Origin of the sequence: Lascolabacillus massiliensis (assembly GCF_001282625.1) — a bacterium.
In the GTDB taxonomy this organism is placed as follows: domain Bacteria; phylum Bacteroidota; class Bacteroidia; order Bacteroidales; family Dysgonomonadaceae; genus Proteiniphilum; species Proteiniphilum massiliensis.
Genome location: NZ_CTEJ01000002.1, coordinates 869,415 through 887,157, shown reverse-complemented (window position 1 = coordinate 887,157; position 17,743 = coordinate 869,415). Strand labels below are relative to the sequence as shown.

The window sequence follows — 17,743 nt, the reverse complement described above, 5'->3', positions numbered from 1 at the left end:
GATATGAAAAATACTGTCCTATTATCATTGATTTTTTTATTTGGGAACTTAGGTTTATATGCTCAAAACAATACCAGTTACAAGAATGATAATGAGAGTGAAAACTCAAGATCGCAAAACAACAATTCTGGATTAATAAGTGATAGTTCTATTGTATATCCGGAAAGTATGACCGAAAATATTGGCACTCTTCTGCATGAGTGGCAACTTGATTTATCAAAATCTGATCTGGATTGTACAAGGGGTGCAAACATTACATATCACGACTCTGTATATGCCAAAAGGTTATATGATTTACCAACCGTTATGGAGTTGTCATATAACCAGGTGGTGAAAAATCATATAGAGATGTATGCAGGCAGAAGAAGAGATCAGGTGAGTTATATGCTTGCATTGGGGGAGTATTATTTCCCAATGTTTGAGGAGGCGCTCGACAGAGAAGGAATGCCACTTGAATTAAAGTACCTTCCGGTAATTGAGTCAGCCTTAAACCCAACTGCAGTTTCACGCGTAGGAGCTACCGGATTATGGCAGTTTATGCTTAAAACGGGTAAAGGTTACGGACTAGAAGTGAACAGTCTTGTAGATGAACGCAGAGACCCTTATAAATCTACTCAGGCAGCAGTAAAGTATCTGAAAGATCTTTATACTATATATGGAGACTGGAATTTGGTTATTGCTGCATATAATTGTGGGCCGGGTAATGTGAATAAAGCAATTGCAAGAAGTGGTGGTAAGCGCGATTATTGGGAGATTTATAATCGTCTTCCCAGAGAAACAAGGGGTTATGTGCCTGCTTTTATCGCAGCAAATTATATTATGAATCATTATGCCGATCATAATATTTGTCCAGCCGGTGCTTATGGTTCTGAATTAGCTTTGGATACTGTTCATGTTAATGAAGAGATGCATTTTGAACAGATTGCTGGTGTACTTAATATGCCGGTTAGCGAGATTAAAAGATTGAATCCCCAGTATAAGAAGGATATAATTCCGGGGAACAAGTCGTATGCTTTGGTATTACCAACTGAAAAAATGTATGCTTACATAGATCAGAATGATTCCATCAGAAACTATAACAGAGATACATATTTTACACACAGAACATACACTGATGACTATATGAATGGGTCAGCCTCACTTGCTGATGGTAATACAACAGATGTCTATTATCAGGTTAAGAGAGGTGATAATTTATCTACAATTGCCAGAAGAAATGGAACCACGGTTGCCAGGATTAAATCATGGAATGGATTAACTTCTGATCGACTGAGTGTAGGGAAGAGACTTATTGTGGGAAAGAGGGCTGCACCTGCTCAATCGGCTGAGACACAGCAACAACTAGCACAGACCATTACAGATGGCAAAACTACAACTGTAAATACGTATTACAGAGTTAAAAAGGGTGATACATTGGGTGAAATTGCCAGAAAGAATAATGTACTTGTTTCACAACTGCGTTCATGGAATAATCTTAAGTCAACAAGAATCGATATAAATGACCAACTGATTGTTGAACAGAAAGTTGTAGCTTTACCTGCTGAAAAGGAGCAGGAATCAAATCAGGAAGATCAACATGTCGGGAGTAATATAATTTCTGATTATCTGAAAAGTCAGTTAAATAAAACTACCGAAGCAGAGGAGATTCAGATTGAAGAGGAGATAGAGAAAATCTCAGATTTTGTGGTGGATTTTTAAAGTTGTAAGTGATCTAGATCACTAAAACCTTTTTTGCACTTGTTGTTCCATTAACTGTTTTTACTTTTACTATATATACTCCTTTAGGCAGATGTACTGCCGAATAGGATGTTCTGTTCAAGCTTATATCTGTACTTTCCTGATGTATTTTTTGTCCTGAAACATAAAATATCTCCCATTCAAGCAGATCATCGTTTGACTCAATAAAGATACGTTTGACCTCACCCGAGTAATATACCGATATTGTAGTCTGGTCAAGATCCGGTTCTACCTTAATCTCTCTATTGCCTATTATATACGGTGCAATCAGAAGAGAGGTGTTGGCAGGGTTTTCCATATTTTCAGATGAGCGTACCCATCCTGTAGCGTTTTTCATCCAAGCTGTAGATATTATACCTGATCCTAACTTACGTTGCTCTGTATTAAATACTGAAAATCCGTTTGGTATTCCATTAGCTTCATAATATGAAATGTAAAAACTGCCGTTAAGTGTAATTGGTTCTGGCAGTTCTATATAATTCTCCACGTTATGCCTCATATCCCTATTGGCATAATTGAAACTCTGATTCCCATAGTATCTGTAACTATAATTAAAGGGTATCTCCTGAATCAGATTCTGTGGTCCATTATCACCTGTGTAAATTCTGATTCTTATATTTTTATTTGAGATATCACCGGTAGAAGGAGATGAAATAAAAATTCCTCTTAGCTGTATATTCTCTTTTGCAAAGAACTCTTCGGCAAATTCGTTATAACCAAATGTATTGTTAGTAGCAAACATAGGTACAGACTCAAAATATAGCTCGGTAGCATTTTCATCAGTTCTATAGTTGTGGCTTTTTGTATAAGGCTCGTCAGAATAGGGATTAAATCCATCAATCCTGTTTACACCTGTTCCAGCAGGATCAAGGTAATAGCTAATAGGGTTTGGATTATTAAGTGAGCCTTGCACATTCCAGAACTTGTTTAAAGAAGCATAGATATCTGGTCCACGGGTAGAAGAACAAAAAGACTCACCACCAGTAAGAGTTCCTACTATCCTTTTTTGTCTGTCAAGTAGAGGCGATCCTGATGAACCAGCTTCAGTAGCAGCTGTCTCCCATTCTCTCACTACCCAAAATGAGTTTGGCTCCATGTTATATTTAGAAGTAGGGTCGCTAAAAGTACCAACCGCAAGAGAGCTCTCTTCAATAGCTACTTTTTTTATTCCTCCATTAGGGTGATGTATTCCATGAAATGGAGCTAAGGAAGATGAACCGGAGTCATTTCCCGCATTCCATCCCAGATAGTATGGTTGATATTCTTTAGGAGGAGCCTGTTTTAATTTCAACAGAGAGATATCGTGTCGTTCACTAATAAGTACAGAGTCAGCCGATGCCATTGACATCTGTAAAGGTCCTCTAATGTCCGGTGAGCAAACAGGTGAATTATAATTAAAAAAGGCTACAATATTACCTGCAACTACATTATATTGCCTGTTTCTGAGGAAACTCTCGCTATAATCAAAATTTAGACAATGTGTAGCTGTAAGTATATATGGTATTCCATCTTCAGAGCTATTATTCACAAGACTACCCGTGCAATAAATTGTTCCATTTATAATCAGAGCCACAACTCCGCTTCCCGGCTGAATATTTTCAGGATAACAGATTAAGTTGGGATGACAGGATTGAGAAGGATCCCTTGGTTCTGTTGCTCTGAATATTCCTATAAAGTCATGGTTCACCTCTCCTATCTCTATTTCACTTTGCGTAGCTTCATCTATAGGAACCTGGTATTCTACAATAAGTTCGTCTCCTCCAATAGGCTGAACTGGCAACAGGTTCAGGTCACTGTTGTTTTCATGAGTAAAGGATCCAAGTATCTCTGTCTGATCGGAATTATAGACAAACACTTTAGCACCTTTGGAAAGTTTGAATTTTGAGAAAAGAATATTTAAAGAGTATGCATTTTTTGAGCGAATTCCCACTCGCCATACATTTATATTTCCGACAGTAAAGTTTATTCCGGAGTTATCGGGTCTTAAATGAACATCAAATTTATGAGCAAACTCCAGACTCTTGAATTTTGAATTTTCCAGACCAGACCGCCATAAAGCTTCCTGCTCGTTGAATTTTGGCATATCGATAAAAAGATCGGCAGCAGGAGCGAAAACTCTAACACCTGCATCAGTATTCAAAGGTAATGGTTGTCCTCCGTGACTTATTTGACCCTTTAAAGTGTGGGAGAGTATAATAAAGGTAAATAGAAAAAAGAATTCGCGTCTCATTAAATGGTTTAATAATGGATGTGAACACAAATGTAAGGTTTTTTAAGAAATAGTAGTAATTTTGCAGAGAATAAATATACTTCTATGATCAAATTAAAAGAACTGCTTGATGAAAAAGCAGATTATTATAACAATCCTTCCTTTGTAATAGATGACCCCATTTCAATACCACATAGTTTTAGTGGTAAGCAGGACAAAGAAATCATGGGCTTCTTTGCTGCAACGCTAGCCTGGGGTCAGAGAAAAACAATTATAAACAAGTGTAAAGAACTCGCTGTCAGATTCGACAATGAACCCTATAAGTTTATAACAGGTCACGGAGAAGAAGATTTGAAAAATCTTTTAGGTTTTAAGCATCGAACCTTCAACGATACAGATTTACTCTATTTTGTAGATTTTCTTTGTAGGTTTTATAATGAAAACGATTCTCTGGAAGATGCATTTCTCTCCAATGGCAGATTTATATCTATGGAAGACTCGCTTGTTGGTTTTGAATATAACTTTTTTAATAGTCCGGATGCCCCTCTCAGAACACGAAAGCATGTGGCAACACCCGCCCGCAATTCAGCATGCAAGAGGTTGAATATGTACTTGAGATGGATGGTAAGGGATGATGATAAAGGTGTAGATTTTGGTCTCTGGAAACGTATTCCGCAAAGTTCGTTAATTTGCCCTATTGATGTGCATGTTGACAGGACTGCAAGGAAGTTGGGACTAATTACCAGGAAGCAGACCGACTGGAAAACAGCTCTGGAGCTTTATGAAAATCTAAGGTTACTTGATAATGATGATCCTGCAAAATATGACTTTGCTCTGTTTGGACTCTCTATAGAGAAGGTGTTTTAGTTTTTGTTACACTCTTATTTGCTTGCTATGCGGGGATTTACGTTTGACTCTTTTATATAATCATGTCTGTACATATTGAATAGCAGCAGTAATAAAGAGAGTAGTAGAGGACCAAAAATTATCCCCCAGAAACCAAACATGGCCAGACCTGTCAGTACTCCAAAAAAAGTTATCAGCGGATGTATATTTGCCAGTTTTTTCTGAAGTACAAAACGGATTACTGCATCTGAACCGCCAATGATTGCCAAACCATAAGCCAATAACAGAATCCCTCGTAAAATATCACCTGTCAGAATTGCTGAAAGTCCAACCGGCACCCACACTAAAGAGGTACCAACAACAGGAATTACAGTTGTAAAAGCAACTAATATTGCATACACAAGAGGATTATTTACACCTAAGAATAAGTATCCGACGTATGCAAGAGCTGCCTGAGATAATGCAACTACAGGAATACCGATAGTGTTTGAGAGTATAATTGCTCTTGTCTCCTGCCTGAGTATTGTTTTATTCTCTTCAGAAAACGGTAATGTCTCCATTATTACCACCTCCAGGTTGTTATAGCTTACTAACATAAAATATAGTACAAAAATTGCTATTACACTGTTCATTACCATAGAGCTGAGACTTGAAGCCATTATTTGCATAAATGATTTGCCTGCATCAGGTATGAAAGATAGGTTTTCTGGTGTAAATATTTCAATTCCTGCTTTCCTTTCAACTTCCGAAACAAACTCTTCAATATAGATTTTAATTTGTTCAGGATTAATGTTGATGCCGGATATCGTATCTGCCACCAAAAAACCTATTCCTGTAAGCGGTAATAGAAAAAATATTACAGAACCTAATACAATGATTGATGCGCTCAAACCGCGACTCAGTTTGTGCTGTTCAACCAATTTAATCATCAGGCTTCTTAGAATGGAGTACATTGCAATTGCTGCCATAAATCCACCCAGATAGTATCTCATTTCTGTAAAAATGATTATAGACAGTAATAGAATAAATCCAACTAAGACATATCTATAGACTGAATTCCTCTTATCTGAGTTCATGACACCTTAATTACAATTATATATTATTCACCACCATATTCCATCAGGTATGCTTTAATAAATGCATCAATATCTCCATCCATAACACCATTAACGTCAGATGTCTGATAATTTGTTCTGTGATCTTTCACTCTGCGATCGTCAAATACATAACTTCTGATTTGTGAGCCCCACTCAATTTTCTTTTTACCCGCTTCAATAGCTGCCTGTGCTGCACGCCTTTTCTCCAGCTCTATTTCATATAGCTGCGATTTCAAAAGACGAAGGGCGTTTTCACGGTTACCCATCTGAGAGCGGCTCTCGGTATTTTCTATCACTATCTCCTGTTCCTCGCCGGTATCAGGGTCTTTATAATTATAGTGAAGACGAACACCTGTTTCCACTTTGTTTACATTCTGTCCTCCAGCACCTGATGAACGGAAAGTGTCCCAGCTTAAGTTGGCCGGATTAATCTCTATTTCGATAGAATCATCCACAAGTGGAACCACAAATACCGATGCAAAAGATGTCATACGTTTTCCCTGTGCATTGAAAGGGGAAACACGAACCAAACGATGTACCCCGTTTTCACTTTTTAGAAAACCATATGCCAGTTCTCCTTCAACCTGAAGTGTAGCGGTTTTTATACCTGCATCATCACCATCCTGCCAGTTTGTAACAGTAGTTTTGTAGTTTTTACTTTCGCACCATCTCTGATACATCCTGAAGAGCATCGAAGCCCAGTCCTGACTTTCTGTACCACCAGCCCCTGCATTTATCTTTAAAACTGCTCCAAGCTTATCCTCCTCTCTTCTGAGCATGTTTTTAAGTTCAAGATCCTCTATTAATGCAATAGCATGTTCGTAACTTTTCTGGACCTCTTCTTCAGTAACAATGCCATCTTTTACAAAGTCAAAAGCCAGCTCCAGTTCATCAGCAGCTGACTTAACCTCATTATAGGAATTTATCCAAAATTTAAGTTCTCTTACCACTTTCATCTGGGCTTCGGCAGATTTTGCATCGCTCCAGAAATCAGGCGATTGAGTCCTAAGTTCCTCTTCTTCTAACTGTATGGTCTTTGAATCGATGTCAAAGATACCCCCTCAGCGCTTTCTCGCGCTCCAGCACATCTTTAAGCTGGTCTGCTGTAATCATAATCGTTTTTTTAAATTCGAGGACAAAAATACATAAAATGAGGCAAACATGAATCATTTTCAATACAATAATGAAAGATGGCACATTCTTTATATGCATATTTTGGACAACTGTCCAATATGTGCAATCAAAAAGGGCAAAACTATGTTAACAACGATATGTGGTAATTAAAAAAATAGAATAACATCCATTTAATTTCTATAATAATTTAATTATTCTCATTTTTGTGGTTTACAATCAATTAACGTAAAAATATCGTTATGAAACAGATTAATTTTAGCAAGCTCCTGAAAATATCTTCAGTGATGCTGGTAGTATGTGTTGTTTGTTCATGTACATATATTGATGACAAAATGGACAGTTTCGATAACAGAAGTGGACTTTATAGTGAAGAAGTAGAAAAAAGCTATCCAAAGTCTAAATCTTCTGGTGCGGTATTTCTTCTCATTGATGAGGAAAGTATTGACAATGACAGTGAGCCCAATATGTTTAAAGATTGGGAGATAAACGGTAATATTTCAGAAATTGGTCTTCGCAAAATATTGCCATATTTCAAAGAAAATGTAGGAAAGCAGATTCCGTTATTTACAGGTCAGGTTGGCGATGAGGGGTGGTTTGCACCTACTTATATTCCAACTAGCTGGTCAGATGCCGGCCCAGGCTCAGACGGCTCGTTTAACTACTTTATGGCTGGTCCCGGTTTAGGATATAATGGAAACGAAGAGCATCTTGAAAAAGTGCCTGGAGTTGTTCCATTACGTGCATCCGGTATTTCTATGCTGAAAGGGAAAACAGTCTATGCAGTTGTATATGAAGATGACTTGTCTGTAAACTACACTCCATTTTATGCAAACTTAAAAGGGGAAAATCTAGGAGTGGTTGCTTTTACGATATTAGAAGTAGTTGAAAGTAAAGAAGGATCATCCTCATCATTGCCTGTTGCAATTGTAAGAATAGAGGATGCCAGCCTTGTTTCAACATATCCTCTTATGTTGTTTTCTAACGCGCCGATACCATTTTCATCATCGGAACCTATGGATATTAAACCATCAATTAATGTTGCATCAGCAAAATTAGTTGATGCCTGGTAAGATATTTAATTTATCACCAGCCTTTAAAATGGAATCCAGATATGGGTTCCATTTTTTTATCTCTTCAACGGAACAACCATATCTCTTTGAGATAGAGTAAAGAGTCTCTCCAGGTTGTACAATATGAGTTTCAAATGGAGTAGGAACAAGTGCATTCTCTTCTCGCAATATTACATCAGATTTAACTATCGGCAGTTTATCTTTTTGCTCTCGCTTTTTACTATGACCTTGTTGAGTAAGCAGCTCCGGGTTTTTTGAAGGGTCTGTTTGTGCAACTGTTATTATAGCTGGATTCAGTTGTTTAAGTACAAGTTCTGCAGATTCAACCACATTTCGTTTTACATCTTCCTGATATGAATTCTCTTTCAGAACTCTTCCTCCCCGCAGGTAGCGTGAAGCATAATATGGCTCAGTGGAAGATGAAATAATCACTCCACTTGTAGTTGAAGCATGAATAAATCTAAACTCGCCATTGGGATAGGTTTCAGTAACAATTCCCACGTGTCCCACGCTACCATTTTTTCTGTTGCCTTCAAAAAAGACCAGATCACCTTTTCTAAGCTTATCTTTGCTGGTAATGGAGGGGAATTGCTTGTCCTGTCCGGCAGAACTGGAGTTTAATCTAAAACCGAACTCTCTGAATACATACGAAGTAAAGCCTGAGCAGTCAAAAGAGTTTGGCCCCTTGCCTGAATATCTGTAAGGCTTGCCAAGATGTTTTTTACTAAAATCAAGCACATCCTTTTGTAAAGCTGTGGTACTGCTTTTTCGGGATAAACCTGTTCTGCCCGCTCCACACGATGCGAGAAGTATAATCAGAGTGAAAAGTGAAACAAGTTTAAATAAATAGTTTCCAGAAAATAGTTTCAGTATCATATTATGCACTTGAGCTCAAGAAAGCAAAATTAAATAAAAATACTTTCTGTAACTGATGGTTATGCTAATATTAACAATGCCCCTCTTATTTTATGAAATTTAAACCTTTAGCGGAACACTGTTTTATTATGGCAATTTATATCGATTTATGTAGTATATTTATAACCTGAAGTCTGTCTGATAAAAAAAATATTGAAATGAAGCATTTGAAAAATATCGTATTCGATTTTGGTGGAGTCCTGATTGATTGGAATCCGGTATATTTATATAAAAAAGTGTTTGACAGTGAGGAGCAGATGAGCTATTTTCTTGAGAATATCTGTAGTTCCGAGTGGAATATACAGCAAGATAAGGGTAGGCCTCTTTCCGAAGCCACTGAACTGCTACAGAAAAAACACCCTGAGTATAAGAATGAAATAGAGATGTATTATGGTAGATGGACCGAAATGCTTGGCGGTCTGTTTGAAGAAAATGTTAAACTCATAAAACCCTTGAAAGAAAAGTACAAAGTGTATGGACTTACAAACTGGTCAGCAGAAACCATACCTCACGCAATGGAGCGATACGGTTTTTTCAAAGATCTTGATGGTATTGTAGTATCAGGAGAGGAAAAATTAATAAAACCTGATTCAAGAATATATCAAACCCTTTTGGATAGATTTGATATAAAAGCAGAAGAAACACTTTTTATCGATGACAATCACACTAATGTTGAGGCAGCCCTGAATATGAATTTTAAAGTAGTTCATTTAACAGAAGATCTTAATCTAGAAAAGTGGCTCAAGGATAATGAAATTATGCCTTAAAATGTAAGGTTCAAATCATTTAACTTTTTTTTTTCATCGTAATAACAGAATGTTCTTACCTTTGTCGTTGTAAAACAATGTGGAGAGATTTGGACTGCTTGCAACCACAGAAAAAAATGCTAAAACGATTTTCTGAATTTCCCCTCACTTTTATGCTGCAGTTCACACGTTGTTTATATTTATAATGTATAACGACGTTTTCTTTATAAATATCATATTTATAAAAGAAGGCATAAACTATTAAAAAATGAGTTATTTATTTACTTCCGAGTCTGTTTCGGAGGGTCACCCGGATAAGGTGTCCGATCAAATATCGGACGCAATTCTTGATGAGTTTCTGGCATACGACCACAATTCAAAAGTAGCATGTGAAACTCTTGTTACCACAGGTCAGGTTGTGCTTGCAGGTGAGGTAAAATCCAATGCATATGTTGATGTTGCAGAAGTAGCACGTAATGTGATAGGCAAAATAGGCTATACAAAAAGTGAGTATGGTTTCGAGGCAAACTCATGCGGCGTATTCTCAAGTATACATGAACAATCTGATGATATAAACAGAGGAGTTGATCAGAAATCAGACCCAATGGAACAGGGTGCAGGAGATCAGGGCATGATGTTTGGATATGCAACAAATGAGACCGACAACTACATGCCGCTATCACTCGATTTGAGTCACGCATTACTCATTGAGCTGGCAAATATCCGCAAGAATGAGTCAGTCCTCATGCCATACCTTCGTCCCGATGCAAAGTCACAGGTAACTATAGAATATTCAGAGGAAGGAATCCCTTTGCGAATAGATACAATAGTGATTTCAACTCAGCATGATGAGTTCGAGAAACCCAAAAAAGACACCAAAGAAGCGGCATTAGAAGCAGATGAAAAGATGCGTTCGCGAATTGAAACCGATATTCGAACAATACTGATACCTCGTGTGCAGGCACAGTATAAACGTCGTAAAGACATACTTAAACTATTTGATGGAGATATCAAATATTTTGTAAACCCAACAGGTAAGTTTGTCATTGGAGGACCAACCGGCGATACAGGTTTAACCGGACGTAAAATAATTGTTGATACATACGGAGGCAAAGCAGCACATGGTGGCGGAGCTTTCTCAGGTAAAGACCCCTCAAAGGTAGACAGATCTGCAGCATATGCAGCTCGTCATATAGCTAAAAATATGGTAGCAGCAGGAGTCTCTTCTGAAATACTGATCCAGATATCTTATGCAATTGGGGTATCAGAACCCATGAGTATATATGTAAACACATACGGTAAGAGCAAAGTGAATATGACTGACTCTGAGATTGCAGATAAAATCAGGTTGCTTTTTGACTTACGTCCAAAAGCAATAGAGCAGCGTCTTAAGCTTCGCAACCCCATCTATTTTGAAACAGCCAGCTATGGTCATATGGGAAGGGAGCCTCAGACAGTGAAAAAAGTTTTCAAATCCCGTTATATGTCAAATCCGGTTGAATACAATGTTGAGCTGTTCACATGGGAAAAGCTTGACTATGTTGATAAAATCAAGAAAGCTTTCAATCTTAATGATTAGATGATATTCACCCCTTTTACATAACAATAATTTATCTGTTATAATACCAAAAGGTATACTTTAATATTACATAGTCCTTGCCCACCTCATTTTTTAATGAGGTGGGTATGAAGATAATATGTCCCATCCTCCATTATATTAATATCAAATGAATAAAAAGAACCCCATAGTTGTTGTCTACTGCGCTTCAAGTCCGGAAATTGACAAATCATACATTAAAGATGCCGAGAAGCTTGGAGAGTTGCTTGCCAGGAATGGTGTTGACTGTATCACAGGTGCAGGAAAGCTGGGATTAATGGGAGTTCTGAATGACGCTGTTCTGAATAACGGTGGCAGAGTAAAAGGTATCATACCCGAATTTATGGTTGAAGCAGGATGGTGTCATGAAAGTCTGACCGAAACAATAATTACAGAAACTATTCATGAGAGAAAAGAGCAGATGGCTCGTCTTTCAGATGCGGCAATTGCATTGCCAGGTGGTATCGGCACCCTTGAAGAATTAGCTGAAATTATTACCTGGAAACAGCTTGGACTCTTTAAGAACCCTGTTATAATTCTCAATACAAATAATTACTATGATCCTCTGCTTGATTTCTTGGAAAGAATGATTGAGCAGAAGTTTATGAATCCTTCATACGCAAACCTTTTGCAAGTTGCTTCCACACCGGAGGAGGTGATAAACATACTGAAGAATAAATCAGATTGGAATCCCTCATTTTCTAAAAATCACAAAAAAGAGTTGTAAATTTGCGTAAAACAAATTAAGTAAGTGCCACTCTTATTCCAGGATACAATACAGGATTCGCTATCATTATATTTGAGAACAGCAGAACCACCTGTTCAAAAAGATTTGATTAATGTGGATTTCGGGAATTATGAATATTTATCTACGAATCCGCAAGGAGTCCTCTTTTCGCCCGATTCAGTTTTATTACATGAGAAGTTTTCAATGTTTAGCGGAATTGAAGGCTCCTCTTTTTTATTAAACCCATTGATGAGTGGTGTTCTATTCTCAATGTTTTTTATCTGCTTTATCATATTCTCATTTATATTCAGTAAAGAAGGTGTTGCACTTTCCGGAAATTTCAATAGTATACTAAGCTTTAGCAGCAGATCGTCAAAAGGTTATAAAGAGCAGGTTACTACAACCGAAGTATGGGGTGAGGTATTCATGATATTTCAGTCAATTCTTCTTTTCACCATATTTCTGACAACCTATCTGATAGATAAAGGGATACTTGTTGTCACATCTAGTTCATACGCATTTAATTTCCTGTCCGTATTTGTTGCAATGACGCTCCTTGCCTGCTTGAAGTATCTAATCTACAGGTCAATTGCAAGCTTTTTCCTGCATAATGATATTAAAAACTGGATAAGTCGATACTTCCGTTTAATTGAACTTGCCGGGGTTGTACTCTTTATTCCACTGTTTGCATATGTTTTTTTACCAGAGAGCAGATCTACCTTATTAATCCTCATATTAACAGTATTTGTAATAGTCCGATTAGTAGTAGCAATAGAGCTCCTAAATATTTTTGTTAAAAATAAAGTAGGTAGTTTTTATTTTTTTGTGTATCTTTGCGGCACTGAAATTGCACCCTATTTACTGTTTTATAAAGGGATGCTTTCGTTTATAAGTATAGCAGGAAATAATATAATATGAACGCTCGTAAAGTAAAGAAAATTTTAATCTCTCAACCCAAGCCAGCCAGCGATAAGTCTCCATATTTTGATTTAGCGGAGAAATATCATTTGACTCTTAACTTCTATCCATTTATAGTTGTGGAAAGAGTTTCGTCTAAAGAGTTTCGTCAACAGCGAATTAATATACTTGACTTTACAGCAATAATTTTTACTTCCAGAACAGCAGTCGATCACTTCTTCTCAATTTGCGAGGAACTTAAGATTGCAATGCCTGAAACGATGAAGTATTTCTGTATATCCGAGACAGTTGCACTTTATCTTCAGAAATATATTGTTTATAGGAAGAGAAAGATATTTTTTAGCCAGACAGGCAGAATTGAGGGATTAAGTAATTATTTTACAAAACACTCAAAAGAGAAGTTTTTATTCCCATTGCCTGAAGAGCATAATGAAGACATAACTCAGCTCCTGGATCAAAAGAAACTTGATTACACCAAGAGTGTTATGTACAGAACAGTTAGCAATACATTCCCGGAAAACGAGAAACTTGATTATGACATGATCATTTTCTTCAGTCCGCTTGGAATACAATCATTAGTGAAAAATTTCCCTGATTATAAACAGGGCGATACAGCAATAGGCTGTTTTGGATCTACAACGGCTAAGGCTGTTGAGGAGGCGGGTTTCAGGCTTGATTGTGAAGCACCTCAACCAGAATACCCATCTATGGTTGCGGCTTTGGATGCATTTTTGAAAGAAAATCATAAGCACCATAATTAATCTCAATATTATAATTATTGATTATATGATATAATAGGAAAAGTACATTTTTATACTTTTCCTATTTTTTTTCCTAAAGTCTGATATTTGATTTTAAAAAGGTTTATCTTTGTTGCAGTAATTGCTTTCAGAGGAAATGCTTTTATCTATGGATAACGAACATCGATATTTTTTCAAGAAAGAGGAGAAATTAACAGGAGAAAAAAGGGTTGAATCTCTATTTACCGAAGGCAAATCTTTTGTAGCTTATCCTCTGAGAGTAGTTTATATTGAGAGGTCCTCTCAGAATCCTGAAGCGCCAAAAATATTGATCAGTATACCTAAAAAAAGGATTAGGTCTGCAATAAAGCGTAACAGGCTGAAACGACTAACACGAGAGGCATATAGATTGAACAAACATATTCTTAATGAGGTTTCTGGAGGTAACTTCGGATCTTTGGAGATAGCTTTTGTTTATGTGAAAGACGAGTTAACTGATTTTACTGCAGTTGAGAAGGGCATGCGTAAGGCATTGTTTGAGATTAAAAAGAATTTAGAGTCGAGCAGAGAATAATGTGGAATGGTTTTAAGAGACTGTTGACATGGATATTATTAATCCCTGTACATTTTTACAGAGCAGCTATTTCTCCGCTTTTTCCTCCAAGTTGCAGATATACTCCAACCTGTTCGCAGTATGCAATAGAAGCATTAAAAAAGCATGGTCCATTCAGGGGACTTTATCTGACAATTAAAAGAATATTAAGTTGCAATCCCTGGGGAGGATCGGGTTATGACCCTGTTCCGGAACCTAAGGCAAAAAAAAGACAGAAGAAAGCATAGGATAATAGAATATGGAATTTTACGACGTTCATACACACCAGATTTACACTGAAGATAACGATGACCCTTATCATTCGTGTATCTTCGACGTATACTCACTTGAATTTGAAGTTGCTAAAGAACTTCACCAAAGACATTCATTCTCTTGCGGTATTCATCCATGGTACTCTGAGGATAGTGAAACACAAATGGCTTATCTTGCTGAGATTTCATCTGATCCGCGTATCGTTGCAATAGGGGAGACCGGACTGGATAAGCTGAAAGGGCCTTCATTGGATGTGCAAATTCCTGTTTTCAAGAAACATATTGCGTTATCTGAGAGTTTGGGTAAACCGATAATAATCCACTGTGTTAAAGCGTGGGAAGAGCTGATTAAAGTCAAGAAGGAGACCAAACCTACACAACCATGGGTAATCCATGGATACAGGGGAAAGCCTGAATTGACAAAAAGACTTATTAATGAAGGATTTCTTTTTTCTGTTGGAGAATCCATCAATATAGATTCACTACAGATGATACCGATTGACTCACTGTTCTGTGAGACCGATGAGGGTGAAATGTCTATTCGAGATGTTTATCTTCAGGCATCACAGGCAATTAATATGGATAGAGAGGAGTTTGCTTTAAGAATTGCTGAGAATGTACGCAGAGTATTCCCTTCAGTTAAACCTCCCAAGCCATATTTCCCTGAAGAGGAAGAGGAGGATTAATTATTTTCTTCCGAAATCTGCCGGTATTTCTCCCCAATCGGCAGTTTCCCATTTAATTATTGGATTTGAATAGCTGTTGATTTTCAGCCACTTTTCAGCTCGCTCAATAAGTTCAAAAATCGGCCTGTTCCTTTCTGTACGTTCAAGCTTGGTATTGCATTTTTTTCTGGCAACCCATTTTATTGCATTTACACTGTCTGAGTAGATAGGTGTATTCTTATTATCATTTTTAAGCAGTGCAAGTGCATGTACAATAGCAAGAAATTCTCCTATATTGTTTGTCCCATCTTCTAAAGGACCTACATGAAATATTTCGATACCATCTGCTACATAAACACCTCTATACTCAAGCAGACCGGGGTTACCGCTGCATGCTGCATCAACAGCAATACTTTCGGTAATTATGTTTTCTGAAATATTTGAAGGAGTAGCCTTTTCTTTTTTTTGCTTATTATTTCCATTTTTGGAGGTTAGATGCTTCCATGGATTTTCTGTAAATGCACGCTGAGCTTCTTCAGCTGAGGAGAATGATTTATACAATGCATTCTCAAAGCCATGCACGTTCTTCCTGCAATCATCCCAGGAGGAGTATACACCGGGTGCTACTCCTTTCCAAACAACATAATACTTTTTATTTTTTGCCATTACTACCTCACAAAGATTCAAGGATATAAGGTGTAAGATCTTCCAATGTGTCGGAGCCGACAGGATCCTGAATGGAGACAATGCTGTCTACTATAAACTTTGTATATCCTCTCCAGGGTAATGTTCCAAAATACTCTTTGTAATGCAACTGGACATTCTTTCCACCTGATATCATTAATTTCTGTGCAATCTCTTCATCAACAACTGAAAAGTCGAACTGATTTGACTGTAAACCTCCTGGTCTGTCGGCGCGGAATCCGGATTGTATAAGTTTTCCTTCATATGTTTTAAATATTACACCCTTATATACGAGGTAATTGAGTTCTCCAGATTTTACTCCTGTACCAAAAACGTAATAATATCTTACGTATACAAAAATACTTAAAGCAAGTACCAGAATACCAATGAACCACGTAAGCCCTTTACGTTTTCTCTTCTTTTTAGGTTTCAGATCATCCATAATTTAGTGAACTATTTAAGTTGCAAAGATACCGTTTATTTTTTCTTTTATATCGAAATAGTAACCTAATTAACTGTGGAAATTGGTTTATTTAGGCTATATTTGTTACTCACAAAATTATTAATATTTCATTATCTATCTGAACAACATAACTATATTCTTATAATGAAAAAAATTACTACAATCTTCTTTGCATTTCTTATTGCATTATCAGTTTCCGCACAGAGTGCGTATGTTTTTAAAACTGTAAAGGAAAATCCGATTACAACAGTAAAGAATCAATCAAGTTCAGGCACATGCTGGAGCTTTTCAGGAGTGGGACTACTGGAGTCTGAACTGATCAGGATGGGAAAAGGTACCTTTGACCTGTCTGAAATGTATATTGTAAGAAAGAATTATGAAGATAAAGCAAAAAAACATGCACGACTGCATGGACACCTGAATTTTGCAGCAGGAGGATCATTTGCTGATGTAGTTGAAACAATAAATGATTTTGGGATAATGCCAAATGAAGCATATACCGGTCTTAATTATGGCTCTGAAACCCATGATCATGGAGAATTAGACAAAGTACTCGCAGGATACATGAATGGGATTATCGGTGCAAGAAATCTCTCTCCTGTATGGTTTAATGGATTCTCAGCAATCCTGGATACATACCTTGGAGAAGTGCCAGAGAAGTTTATGTATGAAGGAAAAGAGTATACACCACATACTTTTGCAAAATACTTAGGATTAAATCAGGATGATTATATCTCATTAACCTCATTTAATCATCAGCCATTTTATAGCGCATTTCCTATTGAAGTACCGGATAACTGGAGATGGGCTAATTCATATAATCTTCCTGTTGAGGAGTTAATAGAGGTAATGGATAATGCAATAATGCAGGGCTATACTATTGCGTGGGCATCTGATGTTAGTGAAGCAGGATTCTCACGTTCAGGTATTGCTATTGTGCCTGATGAGAATGCTCCGGAAAATGCAGGCAGCGATCAGGAAAGATGGTTAGGTCAATCAAGTCGCGAACGTGATGCCAGTATCAGAGCACGTGTAGGATCGGAAGTGCTGGCAGAAAAGAAAATAACTCAGGAAATGCGTCAGATAGCTTATGATAACTATCAGACAACCGATGACCATGGTATGCAGATCTACGGTATTGCAAATGACCAGAATGGCAATAAATTTTATATGGTAAAAAATTCATGGGGTGAAACCGGACCTTATGATGGACTATGGTATGCATCCGAAGCATTTGTTAAGTATAAAACACTTAGTATTGTGCTTCATAAGGATGCAATTCCTGCTTCTATTGCAAAAAAACTTGGCCTTTAATGATTTAAGGTGTGGAT

Annotated in this window: 18 protein-coding genes; 12 read left to right on the top strand and 6 right to left on the bottom strand. The window is 37.2% G+C overall.

Annotated elements, in window-relative coordinates:
- Nucleotides 1–3 precede the first annotated feature (3 nt).
- The gene (locus BN1354_RS08445; RefSeq protein ID WP_074010749.1) at nt 4–1,698 is read left to right on the top strand and encodes a lytic transglycosylase domain-containing protein; all 1,695 of its coding nucleotides are present in this window, start codon (nt 4–6) and stop codon (nt 1,696–1,698) included.
- Nucleotides 1,699–1,711: 13 nt separating this feature from the next.
- Here BN1354_RS08445 and BN1354_RS08440 read toward each other — a convergent pair whose 3' ends face one another.
- A complete protein-coding gene (locus BN1354_RS08440) occupies nt 1,712–3,967 on the bottom strand; it encodes a trypsin-like serine protease (RefSeq protein WP_053826839.1) in 2,256 nt (751 codons plus the stop codon).
- A gap of 84 nt (nt 3,968–4,051) precedes the next feature.
- Between BN1354_RS08440 and BN1354_RS08435 the strand changes: the two genes are divergently transcribed.
- Nucleotides 4,052–4,813: a TIGR02757 family protein gene (locus tag BN1354_RS08435; RefSeq protein WP_045088881.1), complete on the top strand. Its 762-nt coding sequence runs from the start codon at nt 4,052–4,054 to the stop codon at nt 4,811–4,813.
- A gap of 14 nt (nt 4,814–4,827) precedes the next feature.
- Here the strand turns inward: BN1354_RS08435 and BN1354_RS08430 are convergent, their stop codons facing one another.
- On the bottom strand, nt 4,828–5,868 hold the full coding sequence (locus tag BN1354_RS08430; protein WP_053826838.1) for an AI-2E family transporter: 1,041 nt from the start codon (nt 5,866–5,868) through the stop codon (nt 4,828–4,830).
- Between the two features lie 23 nt (nt 5,869–5,891).
- Nucleotides 5,892–7,002 (bottom strand): peptide chain release factor 2 gene (gene prfB / locus BN1354_RS08425; protein ID WP_154904843.1). Its coding sequence is split into 2 segments (ribosomal slippage): nt 5,892–6,938 and nt 6,940–7,002, totalling 1,110 coding nucleotides; the frame shifts between segments, so codons are not numbered across the junction.
- Nucleotides 7,003–7,262: 260 nt separating this feature from the next.
- Between prfB and BN1354_RS08420 the strand changes: the two genes are divergently transcribed.
- Nucleotides 7,263–8,093, top strand: a complete 831-nt coding sequence (locus BN1354_RS08420) for a hypothetical protein (RefSeq protein WP_053826837.1) — start codon at nt 7,263–7,265, stop codon at nt 8,091–8,093.
- Here BN1354_RS08420 and BN1354_RS08415 read toward each other — a convergent pair.
- On the bottom strand, nt 8,076–8,969 hold the full coding sequence (locus BN1354_RS08415) for a C40 family peptidase (protein WP_052673059.1): 894 nt from the start codon (nt 8,967–8,969) through the stop codon (nt 8,076–8,078). The genes BN1354_RS08420 and BN1354_RS08415 overlap by 18 nt on opposite strands.
- Nucleotides 8,970–9,166: 197 nt before the next feature.
- On the opposite strand from BN1354_RS08415, the gene BN1354_RS08410 reads away from it, so the two are divergent.
- The 8 genes from BN1354_RS08410 (at nt 9,167) to BN1354_RS08375 (ending at nt 15,286) form a co-directional block, all read left to right on the top strand.
- A complete protein-coding gene (locus BN1354_RS08410) occupies nt 9,167–9,775 on the top strand; it encodes an HAD family hydrolase (RefSeq protein ID WP_045088884.1) in 609 nt (202 codons plus the stop codon).
- 247 nt (nt 9,776–10,022) lie between these two features.
- Nucleotides 10,023–11,333, top strand: a complete 1,311-nt coding sequence (gene metK, locus BN1354_RS08405; protein ID WP_045088885.1) for a methionine adenosyltransferase — start codon at nt 10,023–10,025, stop codon at nt 11,331–11,333.
- A gap of 148 nt (nt 11,334–11,481) precedes the next feature.
- Nucleotides 11,482–12,078 (top strand): LOG family protein, encoded by a 597-nt coding sequence (locus BN1354_RS08400; protein ID WP_045088886.1) that lies wholly within the window; start codon nt 11,482–11,484, stop codon nt 12,076–12,078.
- 24 nt (nt 12,079–12,102) lie between these two features.
- Nucleotides 12,103–12,996, top strand: a complete 894-nt coding sequence (locus tag BN1354_RS08395) for a DUF4271 domain-containing protein (RefSeq protein ID WP_053826836.1) — start codon at nt 12,103–12,105, stop codon at nt 12,994–12,996.
- A complete protein-coding gene (locus tag BN1354_RS08390) occupies nt 12,993–13,757 on the top strand; it encodes a uroporphyrinogen-III synthase (RefSeq protein ID WP_053826835.1) in 765 nt (254 codons plus the stop codon). The genes BN1354_RS08395 and BN1354_RS08390 overlap by 4 nt, the downstream gene beginning before the upstream one ends.
- 148 nt (nt 13,758–13,905) lie before the next feature.
- Nucleotides 13,906–14,310, top strand: coding sequence for a ribonuclease P protein component (gene rnpA, locus BN1354_RS08385; protein ID WP_045090753.1), 405 nt, complete (start codon nt 13,906–13,908; stop codon nt 14,308–14,310).
- Nucleotides 14,310–14,576 carry a membrane protein insertion efficiency factor YidD gene (gene yidD, locus BN1354_RS08380; RefSeq protein ID WP_045088889.1) on the top strand — a complete coding sequence of 89 codons (267 nt, stop codon included), beginning with the start codon at nt 14,310–14,312 and terminating at the stop codon, nt 14,574–14,576. Before rnpA ends, yidD begins: the two co-directional genes overlap by 1 nt.
- 11 nt (nt 14,577–14,587) lie before the next feature.
- Nucleotides 14,588–15,286, top strand: a complete 699-nt coding sequence (locus BN1354_RS08375; RefSeq protein ID WP_045088890.1) for a TatD family hydrolase — start codon at nt 14,588–14,590, stop codon at nt 15,284–15,286.
- On the opposite strand, the gene BN1354_RS08370 is transcribed toward BN1354_RS08375, so the two are convergent.
- The gene (locus BN1354_RS08370) at nt 15,287–15,931 is read right to left on the bottom strand and encodes a ribonuclease H1 domain-containing protein (protein ID WP_053826833.1); all 645 of its coding nucleotides are present in this window, start codon (nt 15,929–15,931) and stop codon (nt 15,287–15,289) included.
- Between the two features lie 7 nt (nt 15,932–15,938).
- A complete protein-coding gene (locus BN1354_RS08365; RefSeq protein WP_045088892.1) occupies nt 15,939–16,391 on the bottom strand; it encodes a hypothetical protein in 453 nt (150 codons plus the stop codon).
- Between the two features lie 165 nt (nt 16,392–16,556).
- On the opposite strand from BN1354_RS08365, the gene BN1354_RS08360 reads away from it, so the two are divergent.
- A complete protein-coding gene (locus tag BN1354_RS08360; protein ID WP_045088893.1) occupies nt 16,557–17,726 on the top strand; it encodes a C1 family peptidase in 1,170 nt (389 codons plus the stop codon).
- Nucleotides 17,727–17,743: the final 17 nt, after the last annotated feature.

Bases quoted from the DNA above. Each gene is read 5' to 3' on its own strand.
- BN1354_RS08445 (WP_074010749.1), top strand. From the start codon at position 4: ATGAAAAATACTGTCCTATTATCATTGATTTTTTTATTTGGGAACTTA.
- BN1354_RS08440 (WP_053826839.1), bottom strand. From the start codon at position 3,967: ATGAGACGCGAATTCTTTTTTCTATTTACCTTTATTATACTCTCCCAC.
- BN1354_RS08435 (WP_045088881.1), top strand. From the start codon at position 4,052: ATGATCAAATTAAAAGAACTGCTTGATGAAAAAGCAGATTATTATAAC.
- BN1354_RS08430 (WP_053826838.1), bottom strand. From the start codon at position 5,868: ATGAACTCAGATAAGAGGAATTCAGTCTATAGATATGTCTTAGTTGGA.
- BN1354_RS08420 (WP_053826837.1), top strand. From the start codon at position 7,263: ATGAAACAGATTAATTTTAGCAAGCTCCTGAAAATATCTTCAGTGATG.
- BN1354_RS08415 (WP_052673059.1), bottom strand. From the start codon at position 8,969: ATGATACTGAAACTATTTTCTGGAAACTATTTATTTAAACTTGTTTCA.
- BN1354_RS08410 (WP_045088884.1), top strand. From the start codon at position 9,167: ATGAAGCATTTGAAAAATATCGTATTCGATTTTGGTGGAGTCCTGATT.
- metK (WP_045088885.1), top strand. From the start codon at position 10,023: ATGAGTTATTTATTTACTTCCGAGTCTGTTTCGGAGGGTCACCCGGAT.
- BN1354_RS08400 (WP_045088886.1), top strand. From the start codon at position 11,482: ATGAATAAAAAGAACCCCATAGTTGTTGTCTACTGCGCTTCAAGTCCG.
- BN1354_RS08390 (WP_053826835.1), top strand. From the start codon at position 12,993: ATGAACGCTCGTAAAGTAAAGAAAATTTTAATCTCTCAACCCAAGCCA.
- rnpA (WP_045090753.1), top strand. From the start codon at position 13,906: ATGGATAACGAACATCGATATTTTTTCAAGAAAGAGGAGAAATTAACA.
- yidD (WP_045088889.1), top strand. From the start codon at position 14,310: ATGTGGAATGGTTTTAAGAGACTGTTGACATGGATATTATTAATCCCT.
- BN1354_RS08375 (WP_045088890.1), top strand. From the start codon at position 14,588: ATGGAATTTTACGACGTTCATACACACCAGATTTACACTGAAGATAAC.
- BN1354_RS08370 (WP_053826833.1), bottom strand. From the start codon at position 15,931: ATGGCAAAAAATAAAAAGTATTATGTTGTTTGGAAAGGAGTAGCACCC.
- BN1354_RS08365 (WP_045088892.1), bottom strand. From the start codon at position 16,391: ATGGATGATCTGAAACCTAAAAAGAAGAGAAAACGTAAAGGGCTTACG.
- BN1354_RS08360 (WP_045088893.1), top strand. From the start codon at position 16,557: ATGAAAAAAATTACTACAATCTTCTTTGCATTTCTTATTGCATTATCA.